The sequence below is a fragment of the Brucella tritici genome (assembly GCF_902825325.1).
Taxonomy (GTDB): domain Bacteria; phylum Pseudomonadota; class Alphaproteobacteria; order Rhizobiales; family Rhizobiaceae; genus Brucella.
This window is the reverse complement of the sequence record NZ_CADEAR010000037.1, coordinates 1-11,971: the sequence shown is the minus strand read 5'-3', so window position 1 is coordinate 11,971 and position 11,971 is coordinate 1. Positions and strand designations below refer to the sequence as shown.

The following is an 11,971-nucleotide window of genomic DNA, read 5'->3' as shown; positions in this document are numbered from 1 at the left end:
ATTGCGGCCGGTGTCGCCTGAATATCTACGAGCCGCTGACCTTTCCGGCCAAAGAAACTTAACGTGACAACACCGGCCTACTTCTTCGAGCGCCCATCGAACGCGCGTATCACGGGCCAGTCCTTTGCCACCATCAGGCGATCTTTCAAATGCTGTGATCGTGATTGTCATCGCACCGCAATTCATTTGAAATGAAAGAAAGATCTTAGTCTGAATCGCGATAGAGCGCAAAAATCGCCAGACTTGCCATCAAGCATGCTTTCAGAAGCCAACTGGGAGGGGAAACTCGCGTTTCTCCAGTGTTTCAGCTTATTACTTTTCCCTGATAGATTGGCTGGTGATGCGTACCGATGACCTAATCCCGGCAACCAATAGTTCGCATTTCCGTCTAGGCGCAGATGCGGGCAAGGACGACCATATTCGTGACTATCCGTCAGTCCTGGAGTTTACGGCCGTAAACTTATGGGGTTAGGACTTGCATTAACCTTTCGTTAACTTAAAACTCCTTGCAGAACCCTGAGAATCGGAGCTAAATGCGATAAATTGCTTTTAACGCGACTAAAATCGCACTTTCGGGTTTCGCTCTATGAATATCGCATTTGATGCCGACAAACCATTGTCAGACTTCGATCAACTCATCCTGAAGCAGGGATCAGCATTGTCGGGTCGACTGGAAAAGCATCGCCTGGAGAACTTCCCGCCCGACGCAGTAAAGACGCTTCGCGCATTCCAGCTTGCTGAAGCAGCAGAGTATATAGGTGTCAGCCAAGGACATCTTAAGAATCTATCGCTCAATGGCAAGGGGCCACAGCCAGCCGTTACCGCTACTGGCCGTCGCTCTTACACGGCCGAACAGATGCTGGAAATGCGTCAGTATCTCGATGCCAATGGCCGCTCCGATTCACGTATGTATGTTCCTCACCGTAAGAATGACGAGCATTTGCAAATTATCGGTGTCGTGAACTTTAAGGGCGGCTCAGGTAAGACTACGACTACGGCTCATCTCGCACAGCACTTAGCACTGACAGGTCATCGTGTCCTCGCCATTGATCTCGATCCGCAAGCATCTCTGACAGCGCTTCATGGCATCCAGCCAGAACTCGATCATTTGCCCTCGCTCTACGAAGCCATCCGCTACGATGATGATAGAAAACCTCTCAGTGCACTTATCAAGAAAACAAATTTTCCCGGTCTCGATATAGTGCCTGCCAATCTTGATCTGCAGGAATTCGAATACGATACGCCGTTGATCCTGAGCGAGAAGGGCACCCGAGACATGGGGCGTACATTCTTCACCCGCCTTGACGCTGCTCTGTCTGAAGTCGAAGATCAATACGATGTGGTCGTTCTCGACTGCCCTCCGCAACTGGGGTATCTGACGCTTACCGCATTGTCTTCGGCGACTGCTGTTCTCGTTACAGTGCACCCACAGATGCTCGACGTTATGTCGATGTGCCAGTTTCTGCTCATGCTTGGCGAAATCCTGGACCCGATTAAGCGTGGCGGCGGCAACATGTCTCTGGATTGGATGCGATATCTTGTTACTCGATACGAACCAGGTGATATTCCGCAAAATCAAATGGTTCACTTCATGCGGTCATTATTTGGCGGCTTCGTTCTCAAAAATGAAATGCTAAAGTCAACCGCGATTTCGGATGCAGGCATCACAAAGCAAACACTGTACGAGGTCGAGCGCTCACAGCTTACGCGTTCAACATATGACCGCGCTATGGAAAGCTTACACGGTGTCAACGGAGAGGTCGTTAACCTCGTCCACAAAGCATGGGGTAGGGTAGTCTAATGGCACGTAAAGGCATCATGTCTGGATTGATGGACGATACCAAGGATGAAAAGTTTACTGCCGTAAACGCTGAGTCGAAAACACCTACACCCGCAGCAGCAATAGAGACATCAGGTCGTCGTGGTGCTTTTGGGATGATGTCACGGGCTGCCGATGAAATGGCTTCTAAGGTCGCCGCGGCTGAAGAAATCGAGAAGCAGCTTCAAAACGGCACCCACATCATCGAGCTCGATCCGAATGAGCTGGAGACTTCATTTGTCGTTGATCGCTTAGAAGATGATGACGATACAAGCCTTCAAGAACTTATTGCAGCAATCCGTGAACGTGGCCAGGACACGCCTATACTGGTGCGCCCCAATCCAACTGTTGAAGGCAAATACCAGATTGTTTTTGGTCATCGCAGAGCGAAAGCTGCAAAGGCTTTAAATATCAGAGTCAAGGCCACTGTGAAGCCACTCTCTGATCGTGACCATGTTATTGCGCAAGGTCAGGAAAACACCGCTCGTGCTGATCTCAGTTTCATTGAACGGGCACTATTCGCCAAAAAGCTCGCGGAGCAGTTCGACAACGAAACGGTGATGTCTGCACTAGCTGTCAATAAGACAGTTCTCTCAAAGATGCAGTCAGTGACCAACTACGTACCGTCTGATCTCATTCTGAAAATTGGACCATCTAAAGGTATTGGTCGAGATCGGTGGTATGATCTTTCGGTCGCATTTAAAGATGGGATTGCAACCGACATTGACTCGATGACGGATCAGGACAAGTTCTATTCAGCGTCATCTGATAATCGCTTTTTGATGGTTCTCGATACCATCAAGTCAGGCACGAAATCTGTTACCGCCCAGAATGCGAAAGTTGGTAAGAAACAGCAGCCTGCAAAGTTCTGGAGATCCAAGGACAATTCAGTTGCCTTTTCCATGAATCGGAAACCAAAGAAAGTCGATATCTCTCTGAAGAGCGATGATGCAGGACCCTTTGGTGAATGGCTATCAACTCGTCTTGAAGGCCTCTATGAGGAATTCAGAGCATCTAAACCAGATAGTGGAGAGTAATCCGCAAAAGAAAAAGCCCCCACAAACGTCAGTCTGCGAAGGCTATTTCGTTTTTCTGTAGCAAGATACGAATCGCATTTCTCAGAATCAGTGTCAAGAGTCATTGGCGTCATTTTGGCGGGTGGTTTTCTTTTGCCTTTAGAAAGGTGAGAGGGAATGCAAATTCTGGGAACTGTTACGTCCGCGTTTCGCGGGCGAAGGGCTCAATTTGCCCAAAATCCTGAACTGCAGAACAAGCAGGGCAGGGGGGTGAACAGATGGGTGATTTACAAACAGCTCTGTGTGGCCAAGTCAGCGCTCAATCTCAATGATCGCTGCCTTGCCGTGCTCAGTTCGCTTTTGTCATTTCTCCCTGACGATGACATGAATGAGAAAACCGGCCTCGTCGTTTTTCCATCCAATCGCCAGCTGTCGCTGCGTGCCCATGGCATGCCTGAATCTACGCTGCGCCGTCATCTGGCTTCACTGGTTGAAGCCGGCATCATTGCGCGGAAAGATAGCCCGACCCGCAAGCGTTATGCACATAAGGACAGGGAAGGGAGCGTTGAACTTGCCTTCGGGTTTTCCTTTGCACCATTGCTTGATCGCGCGTCTGAAATTGCCGGTATCGCTGATAAAATCCTCGCTGAACAAAAAGCCTTGAAGCGCCTTCGCGATGAAGTGTCAGTCATGCGAAGAGAGATCGCTTTGGCTTTTTCAGAGAATGCGGATGCATCCGCTGACCCTTCTGAGGGTCTTGAAGGGCTATTTGTTCGCTTTCGTGCTGTTGTAGACGGTATTCCTCGCCGGGCATCGCTCGATGAGCTGGCGATTATCAAGGCCAATCTGGAAGCCATTGGCGAAGAATTGGCTATCGCATTGAAAAACATCGCAATTGTTCCGGAAATGAGCGGCAGCGTCGCTCAGTATGAGCGGCAGCATAATGAATCCCTGACAGAATCCCTTTTTGAATCTCAATATAGCCAAAAGATTGATTTGAAGGCGCCTTCTTCGGAACTGGCGGTTCCTTCGACCCTCCAAAGCAAAAGCAGTATCCGGGTTTTACCTGCCATTTCTCTTGACCAGGTGCTGCGAACATGTCCGGATATTCGCGAATATGGCTCAAACGGCGTCAGCACATGGCGAGAGCTTCATGATGCTTCGCAAATCGTTTCTAGCTTTCTTGGAATTAGCCAGTCAGCCTATCGTGACGCTGTGAGCTTCATGGGTGCAGAAGCGGCATCGACGGCCATTGCCTGGATTCTGCAGAAACTGGCGACCATCAATTCACCTGGCGGTTATTTGCGATCCCTTACCCAAAAGGCGAGGGCAGGGGGCTTCTCCATCAGCCAGCTTCTGTTTTCAGGGATGAGAAGCAATGGAAGCTTGGCATTGGCAGGATCGCAATGAGGCACTGACGACCAGGAGGCAAGGCGTTTATCAATTTCGGTACCGTCGCACACAGCAATACGAACGCAAAACGCAGTGCAACAGTGCAAGCCAATGTGAATGTCAGCCACGAGATTTCCCGAGGAGCGCAGCGCGGATCAAATCTCTTTTGCTTTGTGTCTCCGATACCGGGGAGGGGGCTATTGATGAAGTCGGAACTATGCTCGTTTGTTGTCCGGATGCGGATAGTCGCTCTTCCGCATTAAGCCTGTCTGTATCAGAAACTGGCTCGAAAGGGTTACCGTCAAGGTCATGGCGCATCGCGTCCGCCAGGCTGCAGCTGAGATAATAGCGTTTAGAATGAACGTAAGCGCCGATAGCACGACGAAGGGCAGTGACGCTTGCGTCCGGCTTGAGGAGGGGAGAAACCTGCTGAAAAAAGCCGATTGTGACCGGACGGATCGGATCACCGATCTCAGTCGGTAAAACGCCCAAAGGCTGTACCAGTAAACTTTCGATCGCCTTGCACCTGCGAAGATCCTTCTCTGTGGCAACGGGCGGCTTTGCGACGATAGTCGAGTTTATGTTCATTCTTTAAATACCCTCAGCGTAAATGACCGCTGTCGTATGGATAGAATGTGGACAGATTTGGACACCGAAATAATGCTTTGCCGCAATTCCGGGAACAAAAGCCTATCGAAAGAATGGTAAATGTTGTTCTTTACTTCTATCTATTGGATCCTGCCAATATTGCTCAAACGGGTCATTTATTTCGAGCCCCAATTGATGGCAGCTAGCGAAGCACACGAGTTGCGCGCATCACGGAACTGGCTCCGAGAGAAAGGGAGCGCTGCAGAGCAACCAACAGCGCCCGTGGGTTGCCACGACGGGCCTCGATAGCCTTACAGTGAGCGTACGTTCTCCGCTTTCGATTTTCCAGTCTTGCGATCCTGGCCGATATCGTAACTGACTTTTTGACCATCCTGGAGTGATCCGCCGGCCTGCAAAAGTGCGGATACGTGCACAAATACATCGGTTCCGCCATTTTCTGGCGTGATGAAGCCGAAACCTTTATCGTGATTGAAAAATTTTACAGTGCCAGTTGCCATGCGAACCTCTTTGATGAAGCAATATAAGTATTGCAGCAGGAGATTATTAAATGCGTCTACGCTGCGCAACTGTTCACTATTTCCATCGACCGCCAAAGCCCGACGATTGAAACATTATGAAACCGACCGTAAGAGCATGTTCGGCCAAAGCGAGGAGGAGCAAGCGTGAGCATCGTTTTTCTAAATGGACCAGGTAGTCTGATCTGTGATGGTGTCGATGCCGGACAGATTGAGTTCAGTATCGCAGAGCCTTCTGACGGTCTGGACATGACAAGACGCGGCAAACTCTGGGGTAATAAACAGGCGGTTGCTGTCGCAAAGAACGCACAGAAGGTTGAACTGATACCTTCCGATGGCGATGAGCGGCTACCATTGGATATTGAGGAAGTTGATCAGCACGGCGGTGTTTCATTCAGTATCTTACCACCAACGATCTGACAGGCGAATATCGTATGACGTTGATGTGCGTTGCAAGTTGCACCGGCTCGCCCTAACGAAATTTAGCAAGAAAACAGAAGAAATCGCTTCCCTATCGTAAAATAATTTAAATATAGAATTAAAGTATACGTAGTTATACGTCATTGACGAAAGGTATATTTTCATCTTTATTGATATGATTATAGCTATCCCGACAATTGTTACTGTCGTTTCAGGAGGATGCGGGCGTGATCGAGTTTTCAGAAGAAGAGCACGCAGCTGCTCTGCGGTCTAGCGAGGGTATTGATCGAATCTGGGACATGCCCCAGACTGAAGAGTTCAGTCAACCCGGATCGATCGACGTTCTGCAGTTTGGCTTTGGAATACCTGCTGGAACCGCGCTCATATCTGAGACATTTGCGCAAGTGAGTGTCGGCGACTATCCAAGCACGTTCGAGGTTATGTCTGCTGGAAAAGTCGGCTCCGGTAACCCTTTTAACGCTTCCATGGTCTCGTTTGACGTAACCACCACCGAAGGAGATGACCTGATCCAGGGCGGACCTGGCGCGGATTGGTTAATGGGTGGCGCCGGGGACGATATACTCCTTGGCGGCGATGGTGCTGATGTCCTTTACAGTTATGATGGTGACGACTATCTCGATGGCGGCAACGGAAACGACCGGCTTGCCAGTTTTGGAGGCAATGACGTCATCCGGGGCGGCGGCGGCGACGATTGGATCGATGCCTCCCGAGACTGTTTCGTGGATGGTGGCGGTGGCTATGACGTACTCGCGATCGAGTTTGGTAAGTCGGAGACCCCGATCGTTTTTGATGCTGCGAGCGGGACGACACCGACTGGGCTCACCTTCCTCAATATTGAAGGCATCTCCGCTCATGTGGCTGGCGATCAGGACAACCAGCTTCTTGTTCCGATGCGAACGAGGCGTTCTTTTCGTCGTCCTCTGGCAATGACGTGCTTGTCGGTGGCGGCGGAAACGATACGCTTGTTGATCAGGGCATTTTGGAGGGTAGTGGAGACGATCGCCTCTTCGGCGGTGAGGGAAACGACAGGCTTCAGAATGGTGGTGGGGGCGGTTCGGATGAGCTGACTGGCGGTCCCGGTGCTGATACCTTCTCCTGGTTCCTGATTCCACCAACTGGCGAAGGCGTTGACCATATTCTCGACTTTGATGGTGCAAGCGGCGATAGAATCGAGTTTTCCGAAACGGCGCAAGGAGTTACGGGAATAGATGACTTTGACGCCTCCTTGCGGCATCACGTGACGTAGAAGACGGTGTCTACATCTCCTTCAATGGCACTGATGATTTCGGAATCCTCATCGAGAATGTGTCGCTCGCGGACCTGTCATCCAGCGACATCGTCTTTGATGTTGGCGGTGCGTAGTGAAGCAGGAAGCGCTGTTTGCGACCAATCCCTCCATCAGCGCGAGCGATGGTAATCTGGGCGCAGCTTCAGCACCGCTGGGAATTAACGGTGGCACACTTCATACGATGATACGTTAAGCGAGGAGCGCTGCTTTTCAGATCAGCGCTAAACCTGCCATCTTTGCTTGGGAGTAGAGGCGGGGGAGTTCTCGGTGAAACTCAACACTCGCCGGTTTTTTGTTGGATGATTGGTTTCAATCAGATTGTTGGTCGACAAGCCGACCTTCGTAGTCCTGGCCACCATAGTAAATACCAAGAATACGAACTGTCTGACTTGTGCCGTCAGCCGTGTAAGCGATCAGGACACGACGGCGGAAGCCGAGCGTGCGCAAACCTGGCAGCATGTCGTCACGCGCTACACCACGCTCAGGAAAACTTTCCAGAGCGTCGCAACGGGACACGATTTCATCAACAAAACGTTCGCCAGCTTCCGGGGAACCCGCCTCTGCAATATAGGATTCTATCGCCGCCAATTGATCAAGGGCCTCGGGGGCATATTCGACAGCGAAGCGTTTCACGTGGTGACGGGTTTTCTGCTGGCGCGCCTGGTAGCTAGCTGGGCGCGCAGTTGTACAGAACTAAGTGCCCGGCCCGGATCGGCGTCAAGGGCAGCGGCCGCCGGAACAACTTCGTTGCGCAGCCAGGCCTCGACGGCCTTGTCGCGGGCAGCAAGTGTGCGCAAGCCGTCACGGAACACTTCGCTTTCGGTGGCATACTCGCCTGCTGCGACTTTGGCCCTGACCATCTCGGCCATTTCATTGGGCAGGGTAATGCTGAATTGTTGTGTGGAGCGCCGCATGGTGCATACCTCCTTTGTAGGATTTAATCCTACCGTCGTCGATTAGATGAATCAAGATGAACGGAGATCAAAACTGCAGTGGCACGCCAGACAGTGTCATGAACACCTGCTTTTGCCGCACAGAATGTGGAGTGGCCCACAACATTGGGCGTTGTGCTCTGGTCCAACCGAAAAATTTGAGCTTCGACCAGATTTCTGATTTGGTCCGCTATTGTCAGCACGTGATTGATGGATGACCGGTGCAGCTTTGCGATTGACCTGCAGAAATGTCGCCCAACGCTGATGCTCGTGTAGCATCGATTTTTGTTTTAGCCCGAATTATTGAATCGCCTACGCGGTAGTTCCAATGCGAGGACTTCATTTGCGAAGAGAGCGTAGCGAACGGAGCAGGCCGGAGGAACCCGCGCTGTAGGGTTGCCGGAGGCCTCTTTCGGGTGGCGGCGGTTTTTTCGACTGCTAAGCGCTCATAACTAACCGAAATGGTAAAATGGAAACCGGGGCAAGATGCCCGTTTACGGAAACGAAGGCGGTTAAATGCCGCTTAGAATGCAGTAATACCCACGATAATGCACTGATATCGTGATGACACCGAGAATGAACGAAAAATTTAGGGTTGTCGGAAAGAGCCAAATCGGTAACATTGCACCGATGCAATTCATAACCATCTCAAGGAGAATCCTGACCGGGTTATAAAAGAAAAACCGCTCCCGAAAAAATCCGGAAGCGGGGTGCAAATTACAAACATTCAGTCCTTTATAAATCGCACTCCCAACTTCCAAAGTCAAACAAAAACGCTTTTCGGCGAATGGGAAAGCTTTGCCTGGTCCCCATTAAGGAGACGAGGAAGATGGGGGAAACCCAACAACCCGCGCGGCAGGTTGGCCGCAAACAGACACCACAACGAACCGAGTTTCGGCGGCTGGCTCAGTCCACGGAAATCGGATCGGTGACACGTGGCCAGCTGATCGGCCTTGCGCAGTCTCTTCCTTGCCTTGGCCTGATCAATGGCGTCGAAGCGCACTTGCTTGTGGCCCTGATCAATACTGCTCCAGCCGAGAGCTATGACAAGGGCGGACGACCGATCGTGTTCAAATCCAATGCAGCACTTGCCTTCGAGGTCGGCCGATCCGAGGGCCGCGTCAGCCGAATGTTGTCTCGGCTGTTTGACGCCGGTGTCATCACCATGCAGGACAGCGGTAACTACAAGCGCTATCCGGTCCGAAATGCGGACGGCAGTATTGCCGACGCTTGCGGTATTGATCTACGCGTTCTGATTGCCCGCTTTGCGGAGCTTGACGGCATGGTCCGGCAGGCAAAGGCGGAAAAGAACGCACTCAATGCGAACCTGCGTCGCTATCGCGGTGCCGTTCGCAATTTGCGTTTCGCACTCGCCTCCGTCGAGGACCTGCCCGCGCGCCTGCGCGCCATTATCGAGAAGCGTTTTGCGCGCGTTCTCGAAGCAGTAGGCATCGCGAGCAAGGCATCAAGCGCTGTTCTGCGACGCGCAACAAGCTTAATTGAATGGATCGTGGAGCGGGTGATGCAGCTGCCACGCCGTGACCAGTCTTCCGGTAGAAACGAAAAATCGACATGCCCGTATGCCGAAAACGACATGCACAAACAGATTACAAACCCCTATTCCCTTGAAGATAGTAGAGAGGAAATGCGTTCGGGTTATGCCGAACAACTCGGTATCTTAAAGGCCGGCTTCGCCGGTAAGAGGGCTTTCGAAAAAAGCCTGGGAGGCAAATCGAGCCTAGTCAATCAACCGCACCACCCGCCACAAACGTTAGTTGCCCTGCAGGATCTGTTACGGGCAATACCGGCGCTGAACACCTATGGAATATCGCGCCCCCGCACCTGGACTGATTTGGCCCGTCTCGCCCCGCAAATCTGCCGCATGGCCGGGATTTCCGAAGATGCACGCCGCCGTGCGGTCGATCAGATGGGGGAACAGGCCGCCGCGATTGCTATCGCAATCACGCTGCAGAAGTTCGACGAGAGGCAAGTGAAGTCGCCGGGCGGCTATTTGCGGGCCATGACAGAGCGCGCCGCTGCCGGCGAATTGTATCTTGCCCGCTCGGTTTTCGGGCTTGCTGCCCGACATGGAATGGAGGGTATACAGTGATCTTTCGTTGCATTTTCTCCGCCGCGATAGGCCTGCTGCTGACTGTCGGGCTATCTGCCGCCGAACAATGGTCGGGTTCCGTTGCTGGAACAGCCCGCGTCATTGATGGCGATACGATCAGCGTACGACAACAGCGCGTGCGGATTGCCGCAATCGACGCTTGCGAAAAGAAGCAGAGTGGCTTTTTGAATGGCAAGACGTGGCCGTGCGGCTTGGTTGCGCGCAGCTACCTTCGCAAAATGATCGACGGCAAGCATGTGTCCTGCCGGATCGTTGACGTCGATCGCTATAACCGGTCCGTTGGTCAGTGCTTTCTCGGGAATACGGATATCGGCATTGCAATGGTGCGCGCGGGTCAGGCTGAAGCGATGTTGCGCTACTTGCCGCGAAACCACGGCATCGACATTGCCAAATATGGGTATGCCGAGAACCAAGCACGCGAACGTTTGCTTGGAATATGGGCGGCGGACGTAGAGAGCCCGCATCTATATCGACGGACACATGCTTCCAGATAAGCCCTCCAACATAGCCAAAATGGCGTTATCGAATAATCAGAGCGGAGAACCGTTATGGTTATAGATATTTGCCGCTATTACACAAGACCCGTTGAAATTGCGCTATATCCGGCTATCATGCGTTGTACAATCGGTATAGTCTCAGCGGTCTGTGCCAACGATACGAGTTGCCATATTGGCGCATAGAGCACACCTCTAATTCGGTTGCTTTTGACGCTCGTTCGCACGTCGACGCGGTTGCCGCAAAGCCGGAAGCCTGAAAAATTTCCCCGCCTGCGGCTCCTCGCGCGACAAATTTTTCGGCCCTCGGCTTCCTTCGCTGCGCTCCGGCCCAAGGGTGCAACACCGCTTACCGCCGTGCCTTGGAACGATCATCGCAACCACATAGAGGAGTGAATACCATGGCCAACGAAATCACCAACTTCATCCAGTTCGATAGCGAAGACCTCGACACCGCATCCGGCAAAGGTCGCATCTCCACCCTGACTGACGACATCGACATCGAGGTCGTGCCCTTCAATTCGGACAACCCGGACGCCCCTACGCATCGCGTTTTCGCCAAGTCCCCGCGTGGCTTCAATATTGAGGTCGGTGGTATCTGGAGAAAGGCTAAGGCCGATGGCGAAGGTTTCAAACGGAACCTCTCGATCCGCCGCCTGAACTACAACGCCAACCTGGGCCGCTTCGGGGGGCAGGACGACCCAAGCCTTCAGGCCGTTCTCGAATGGGAACCGCGTAATTGATAGCACAACAGCGCCCGGCTGAGTGCCGGGCGCACTACACCGAAAGTCGCGGAAATCCCTTTGTTTTCTGGATTTTGTGCGCATTTTGTGCTAGGAGTTGTCACAATAGGAGTTTTGAAGATGAACTTTCATGCCCCCCGTCCGGATCGATCTTCAGAAGCTGTTGCCAAGCGCAAAAAGGCTACAGATCAGGCGCGTGCTGCAAACATGCGGCAGGGCTATGTCCACGACCCACTGTTGGAAGCAGCGACGGCGGCCTACGTCGCGGGCGATATCACACGCGACGAATACAGAGAGCGTGTTGTCCGCAAACCGCAATAGCTCACGCTTATCCTTTTTAATTTGATGCCGCCTGCCTTGAGTAGGCGGCTTTTTATTCGGTGCGCCGAGCATGGCGCGTGGTGCGCAAGCATCGCTCGACCGGGGTGGTATCCGTTCGAGGACTTGGAGGTGAAAGTCCTCTACGGGCCCTGGTGATGGGAACCGTTAGCCGAACAGCAAGGGCGTTGTCGTAAGGCGGGGTCTGAAGGAAGCTGTAAGCAAAGTGCCGGCCTGACGAACAGGAAGCGCATAAGAGGCAGTCGCATCAGG

General features: G+C 52.5%; 13 protein-coding genes and 1 pseudogene. 10 read left to right on the top strand and 4 right to left on the bottom strand.

The annotated features are described in order from the left end of the window. Window positions 1-586: 586 nt before the first annotated feature. From repA to repC (HWX93_RS21885), 3 genes are all read left to right on the top strand, one after another. Window positions 587-1,801 (top strand): plasmid partitioning protein RepA, encoded by a 1,215-nt coding sequence (gene repA / locus HWX93_RS21895; protein ID WP_176038715.1) that lies wholly within the window; start codon window positions 587-589, stop codon window positions 1,799-1,801. Then, window positions 1,801-2,856: a plasmid partitioning protein RepB gene (repB, locus tag HWX93_RS21890; protein WP_176038714.1), complete on the top strand. Its 1,056-nt coding sequence runs from the start codon at window positions 1,801-1,803 to the stop codon at window positions 2,854-2,856. The genes repA and repB overlap by 1 nt, the downstream gene beginning before the upstream one ends. A gap of 156 nt (window positions 2,857-3,012) precedes the next feature. Beyond that, window positions 3,013-4,245 (top strand): plasmid replication protein RepC, encoded by a 1,233-nt coding sequence (repC, locus tag HWX93_RS21885; protein WP_176038713.1) that lies wholly within the window; start codon window positions 3,013-3,015, stop codon window positions 4,243-4,245. A 102-nt stretch (window positions 4,246-4,347) separates the two neighbouring features. Here repC (HWX93_RS21885) and HWX93_RS21880 read toward each other — a convergent pair whose 3' ends face one another. Then, window positions 4,348-4,815, bottom strand: coding sequence for a ProQ/FinO family protein (locus tag HWX93_RS21880; RefSeq protein WP_176038712.1), 468 nt, complete (start codon window positions 4,813-4,815; stop codon window positions 4,348-4,350). A 311-nt stretch (window positions 4,816-5,126) separates the two neighbouring features. Beyond that, window positions 5,127-5,333 carry a cold-shock protein gene (locus tag HWX93_RS21875; protein ID WP_100557522.1) on the bottom strand — a complete coding sequence of 69 codons (207 nt, stop codon included), beginning with the start codon at window positions 5,331-5,333 and terminating at the stop codon, window positions 5,127-5,129. 165 nt (window positions 5,334-5,498) lie between these two features. Between HWX93_RS21875 and HWX93_RS21870 the strand changes: the two genes are divergently transcribed. The 3 genes and pseudogenes from HWX93_RS21870 (at window position 5,499) to HWX93_RS23290 (ending at window position 7,038) form a co-directional block, all read left to right on the top strand. Further along, a complete protein-coding gene (locus HWX93_RS21870; protein ID WP_176038711.1) occupies window positions 5,499-5,771 on the top strand; it encodes a hypothetical protein in 273 nt (90 codons plus the stop codon). Between the two features lie 299 nt (window positions 5,772-6,070). Further along, window positions 6,071-6,496: pseudogene (locus HWX93_RS23295) on the top strand (calcium-binding protein); the annotation flags it as partial. Between the two features lie 227 nt (window positions 6,497-6,723). Further along, window positions 6,724-7,038, top strand: coding sequence for a hypothetical protein (locus HWX93_RS23290; protein WP_176038710.1), 315 nt, complete (start codon window positions 6,724-6,726; stop codon window positions 7,036-7,038). 351 nt (window positions 7,039-7,389) lie between these two features. On the opposite strand, the gene HWX93_RS21860 is transcribed toward HWX93_RS23290, so the two are convergent. Continuing rightward, window positions 7,390-7,713 carry a type II toxin-antitoxin system RelE/ParE family toxin gene (locus tag HWX93_RS21860; RefSeq protein ID WP_176038709.1) on the bottom strand — a complete coding sequence of 108 codons (324 nt, stop codon included), beginning with the start codon at window positions 7,711-7,713 and terminating at the stop codon, window positions 7,390-7,392. Beyond that, window positions 7,710-7,994: a ribbon-helix-helix domain-containing protein gene (locus tag HWX93_RS21855; RefSeq protein ID WP_176038708.1), complete on the bottom strand. Its 285-nt coding sequence runs from the start codon at window positions 7,992-7,994 to the stop codon at window positions 7,710-7,712. The genes HWX93_RS21860 and HWX93_RS21855 overlap by 4 nt, the downstream gene beginning before the upstream one ends. An 847-nt stretch (window positions 7,995-8,841) precedes the next feature. Between HWX93_RS21855 and repC (HWX93_RS21850) the strand changes: the two genes are divergently transcribed. From repC (HWX93_RS21850) to HWX93_RS21835, 4 genes are all read left to right on the top strand, one after another. After that, window positions 8,842-10,122 (top strand): plasmid replication protein RepC, encoded by a 1,281-nt coding sequence (gene repC, locus HWX93_RS21850; protein ID WP_176038707.1) that lies wholly within the window; start codon window positions 8,842-8,844, stop codon window positions 10,120-10,122. A 26-nt stretch (window positions 10,123-10,148) separates the two neighbouring features. Next, complete coding sequence (locus HWX93_RS21845) at window positions 10,149-10,637, top strand: thermonuclease family protein (RefSeq protein ID WP_176038716.1); 489 nt, start codon at window positions 10,149-10,151, stop codon at window positions 10,635-10,637. 401 nt (window positions 10,638-11,038) lie between these two features. Further along, the gene (locus HWX93_RS21840) at window positions 11,039-11,380 is read left to right on the top strand and encodes a DUF736 family protein (RefSeq protein ID WP_105545503.1); all 342 of its coding nucleotides are present in this window, start codon (window positions 11,039-11,041) and stop codon (window positions 11,378-11,380) included. Window positions 11,381-11,500: 120 nt separating this feature from the next. Then, a complete protein-coding gene (locus HWX93_RS21835; RefSeq protein WP_176038706.1) occupies window positions 11,501-11,701 on the top strand; it encodes an antitoxin VbhA family protein in 201 nt (66 codons plus the stop codon). Window positions 11,702-11,971: the final 270 nt, after the last annotated feature.

Excerpts from the sequence above, each read along its gene's own strand:
- repA (WP_176038715.1), top strand. The coding sequence starts at position 587 with ATGAATATCGCATTTGATGCCGACAAACCATTGTCAGACTTCGATCAA.
- repB (WP_176038714.1), top strand. The coding sequence starts at position 1,801 with ATGGCACGTAAAGGCATCATGTCTGGATTGATGGACGATACCAAGGAT.
- repC (WP_176038713.1), top strand. The coding sequence starts at position 3,013 with ATGCAAATTCTGGGAACTGTTACGTCCGCGTTTCGCGGGCGAAGGGCT.
- HWX93_RS21880 (WP_176038712.1), bottom strand. The coding sequence starts at position 4,815 with ATGAACATAAACTCGACTATCGTCGCAAAGCCGCCCGTTGCCACAGAG.
- HWX93_RS21875 (WP_100557522.1), bottom strand. The coding sequence starts at position 5,333 with ATGGCAACTGGCACTGTAAAATTTTTCAATCACGATAAAGGTTTCGGC.
- HWX93_RS21855 (WP_176038708.1), bottom strand. The coding sequence starts at position 7,994 with ATGCGGCGCTCCACACAACAATTCAGCATTACCCTGCCCAATGAAATG.
- repC (WP_176038707.1), top strand. The coding sequence starts at position 8,842 with ATGGGGGAAACCCAACAACCCGCGCGGCAGGTTGGCCGCAAACAGACA.
- HWX93_RS21840 (WP_105545503.1), top strand. The coding sequence starts at position 11,039 with ATGGCCAACGAAATCACCAACTTCATCCAGTTCGATAGCGAAGACCTC.
- HWX93_RS21835 (WP_176038706.1), top strand. The coding sequence starts at position 11,501 with ATGAACTTTCATGCCCCCCGTCCGGATCGATCTTCAGAAGCTGTTGCC.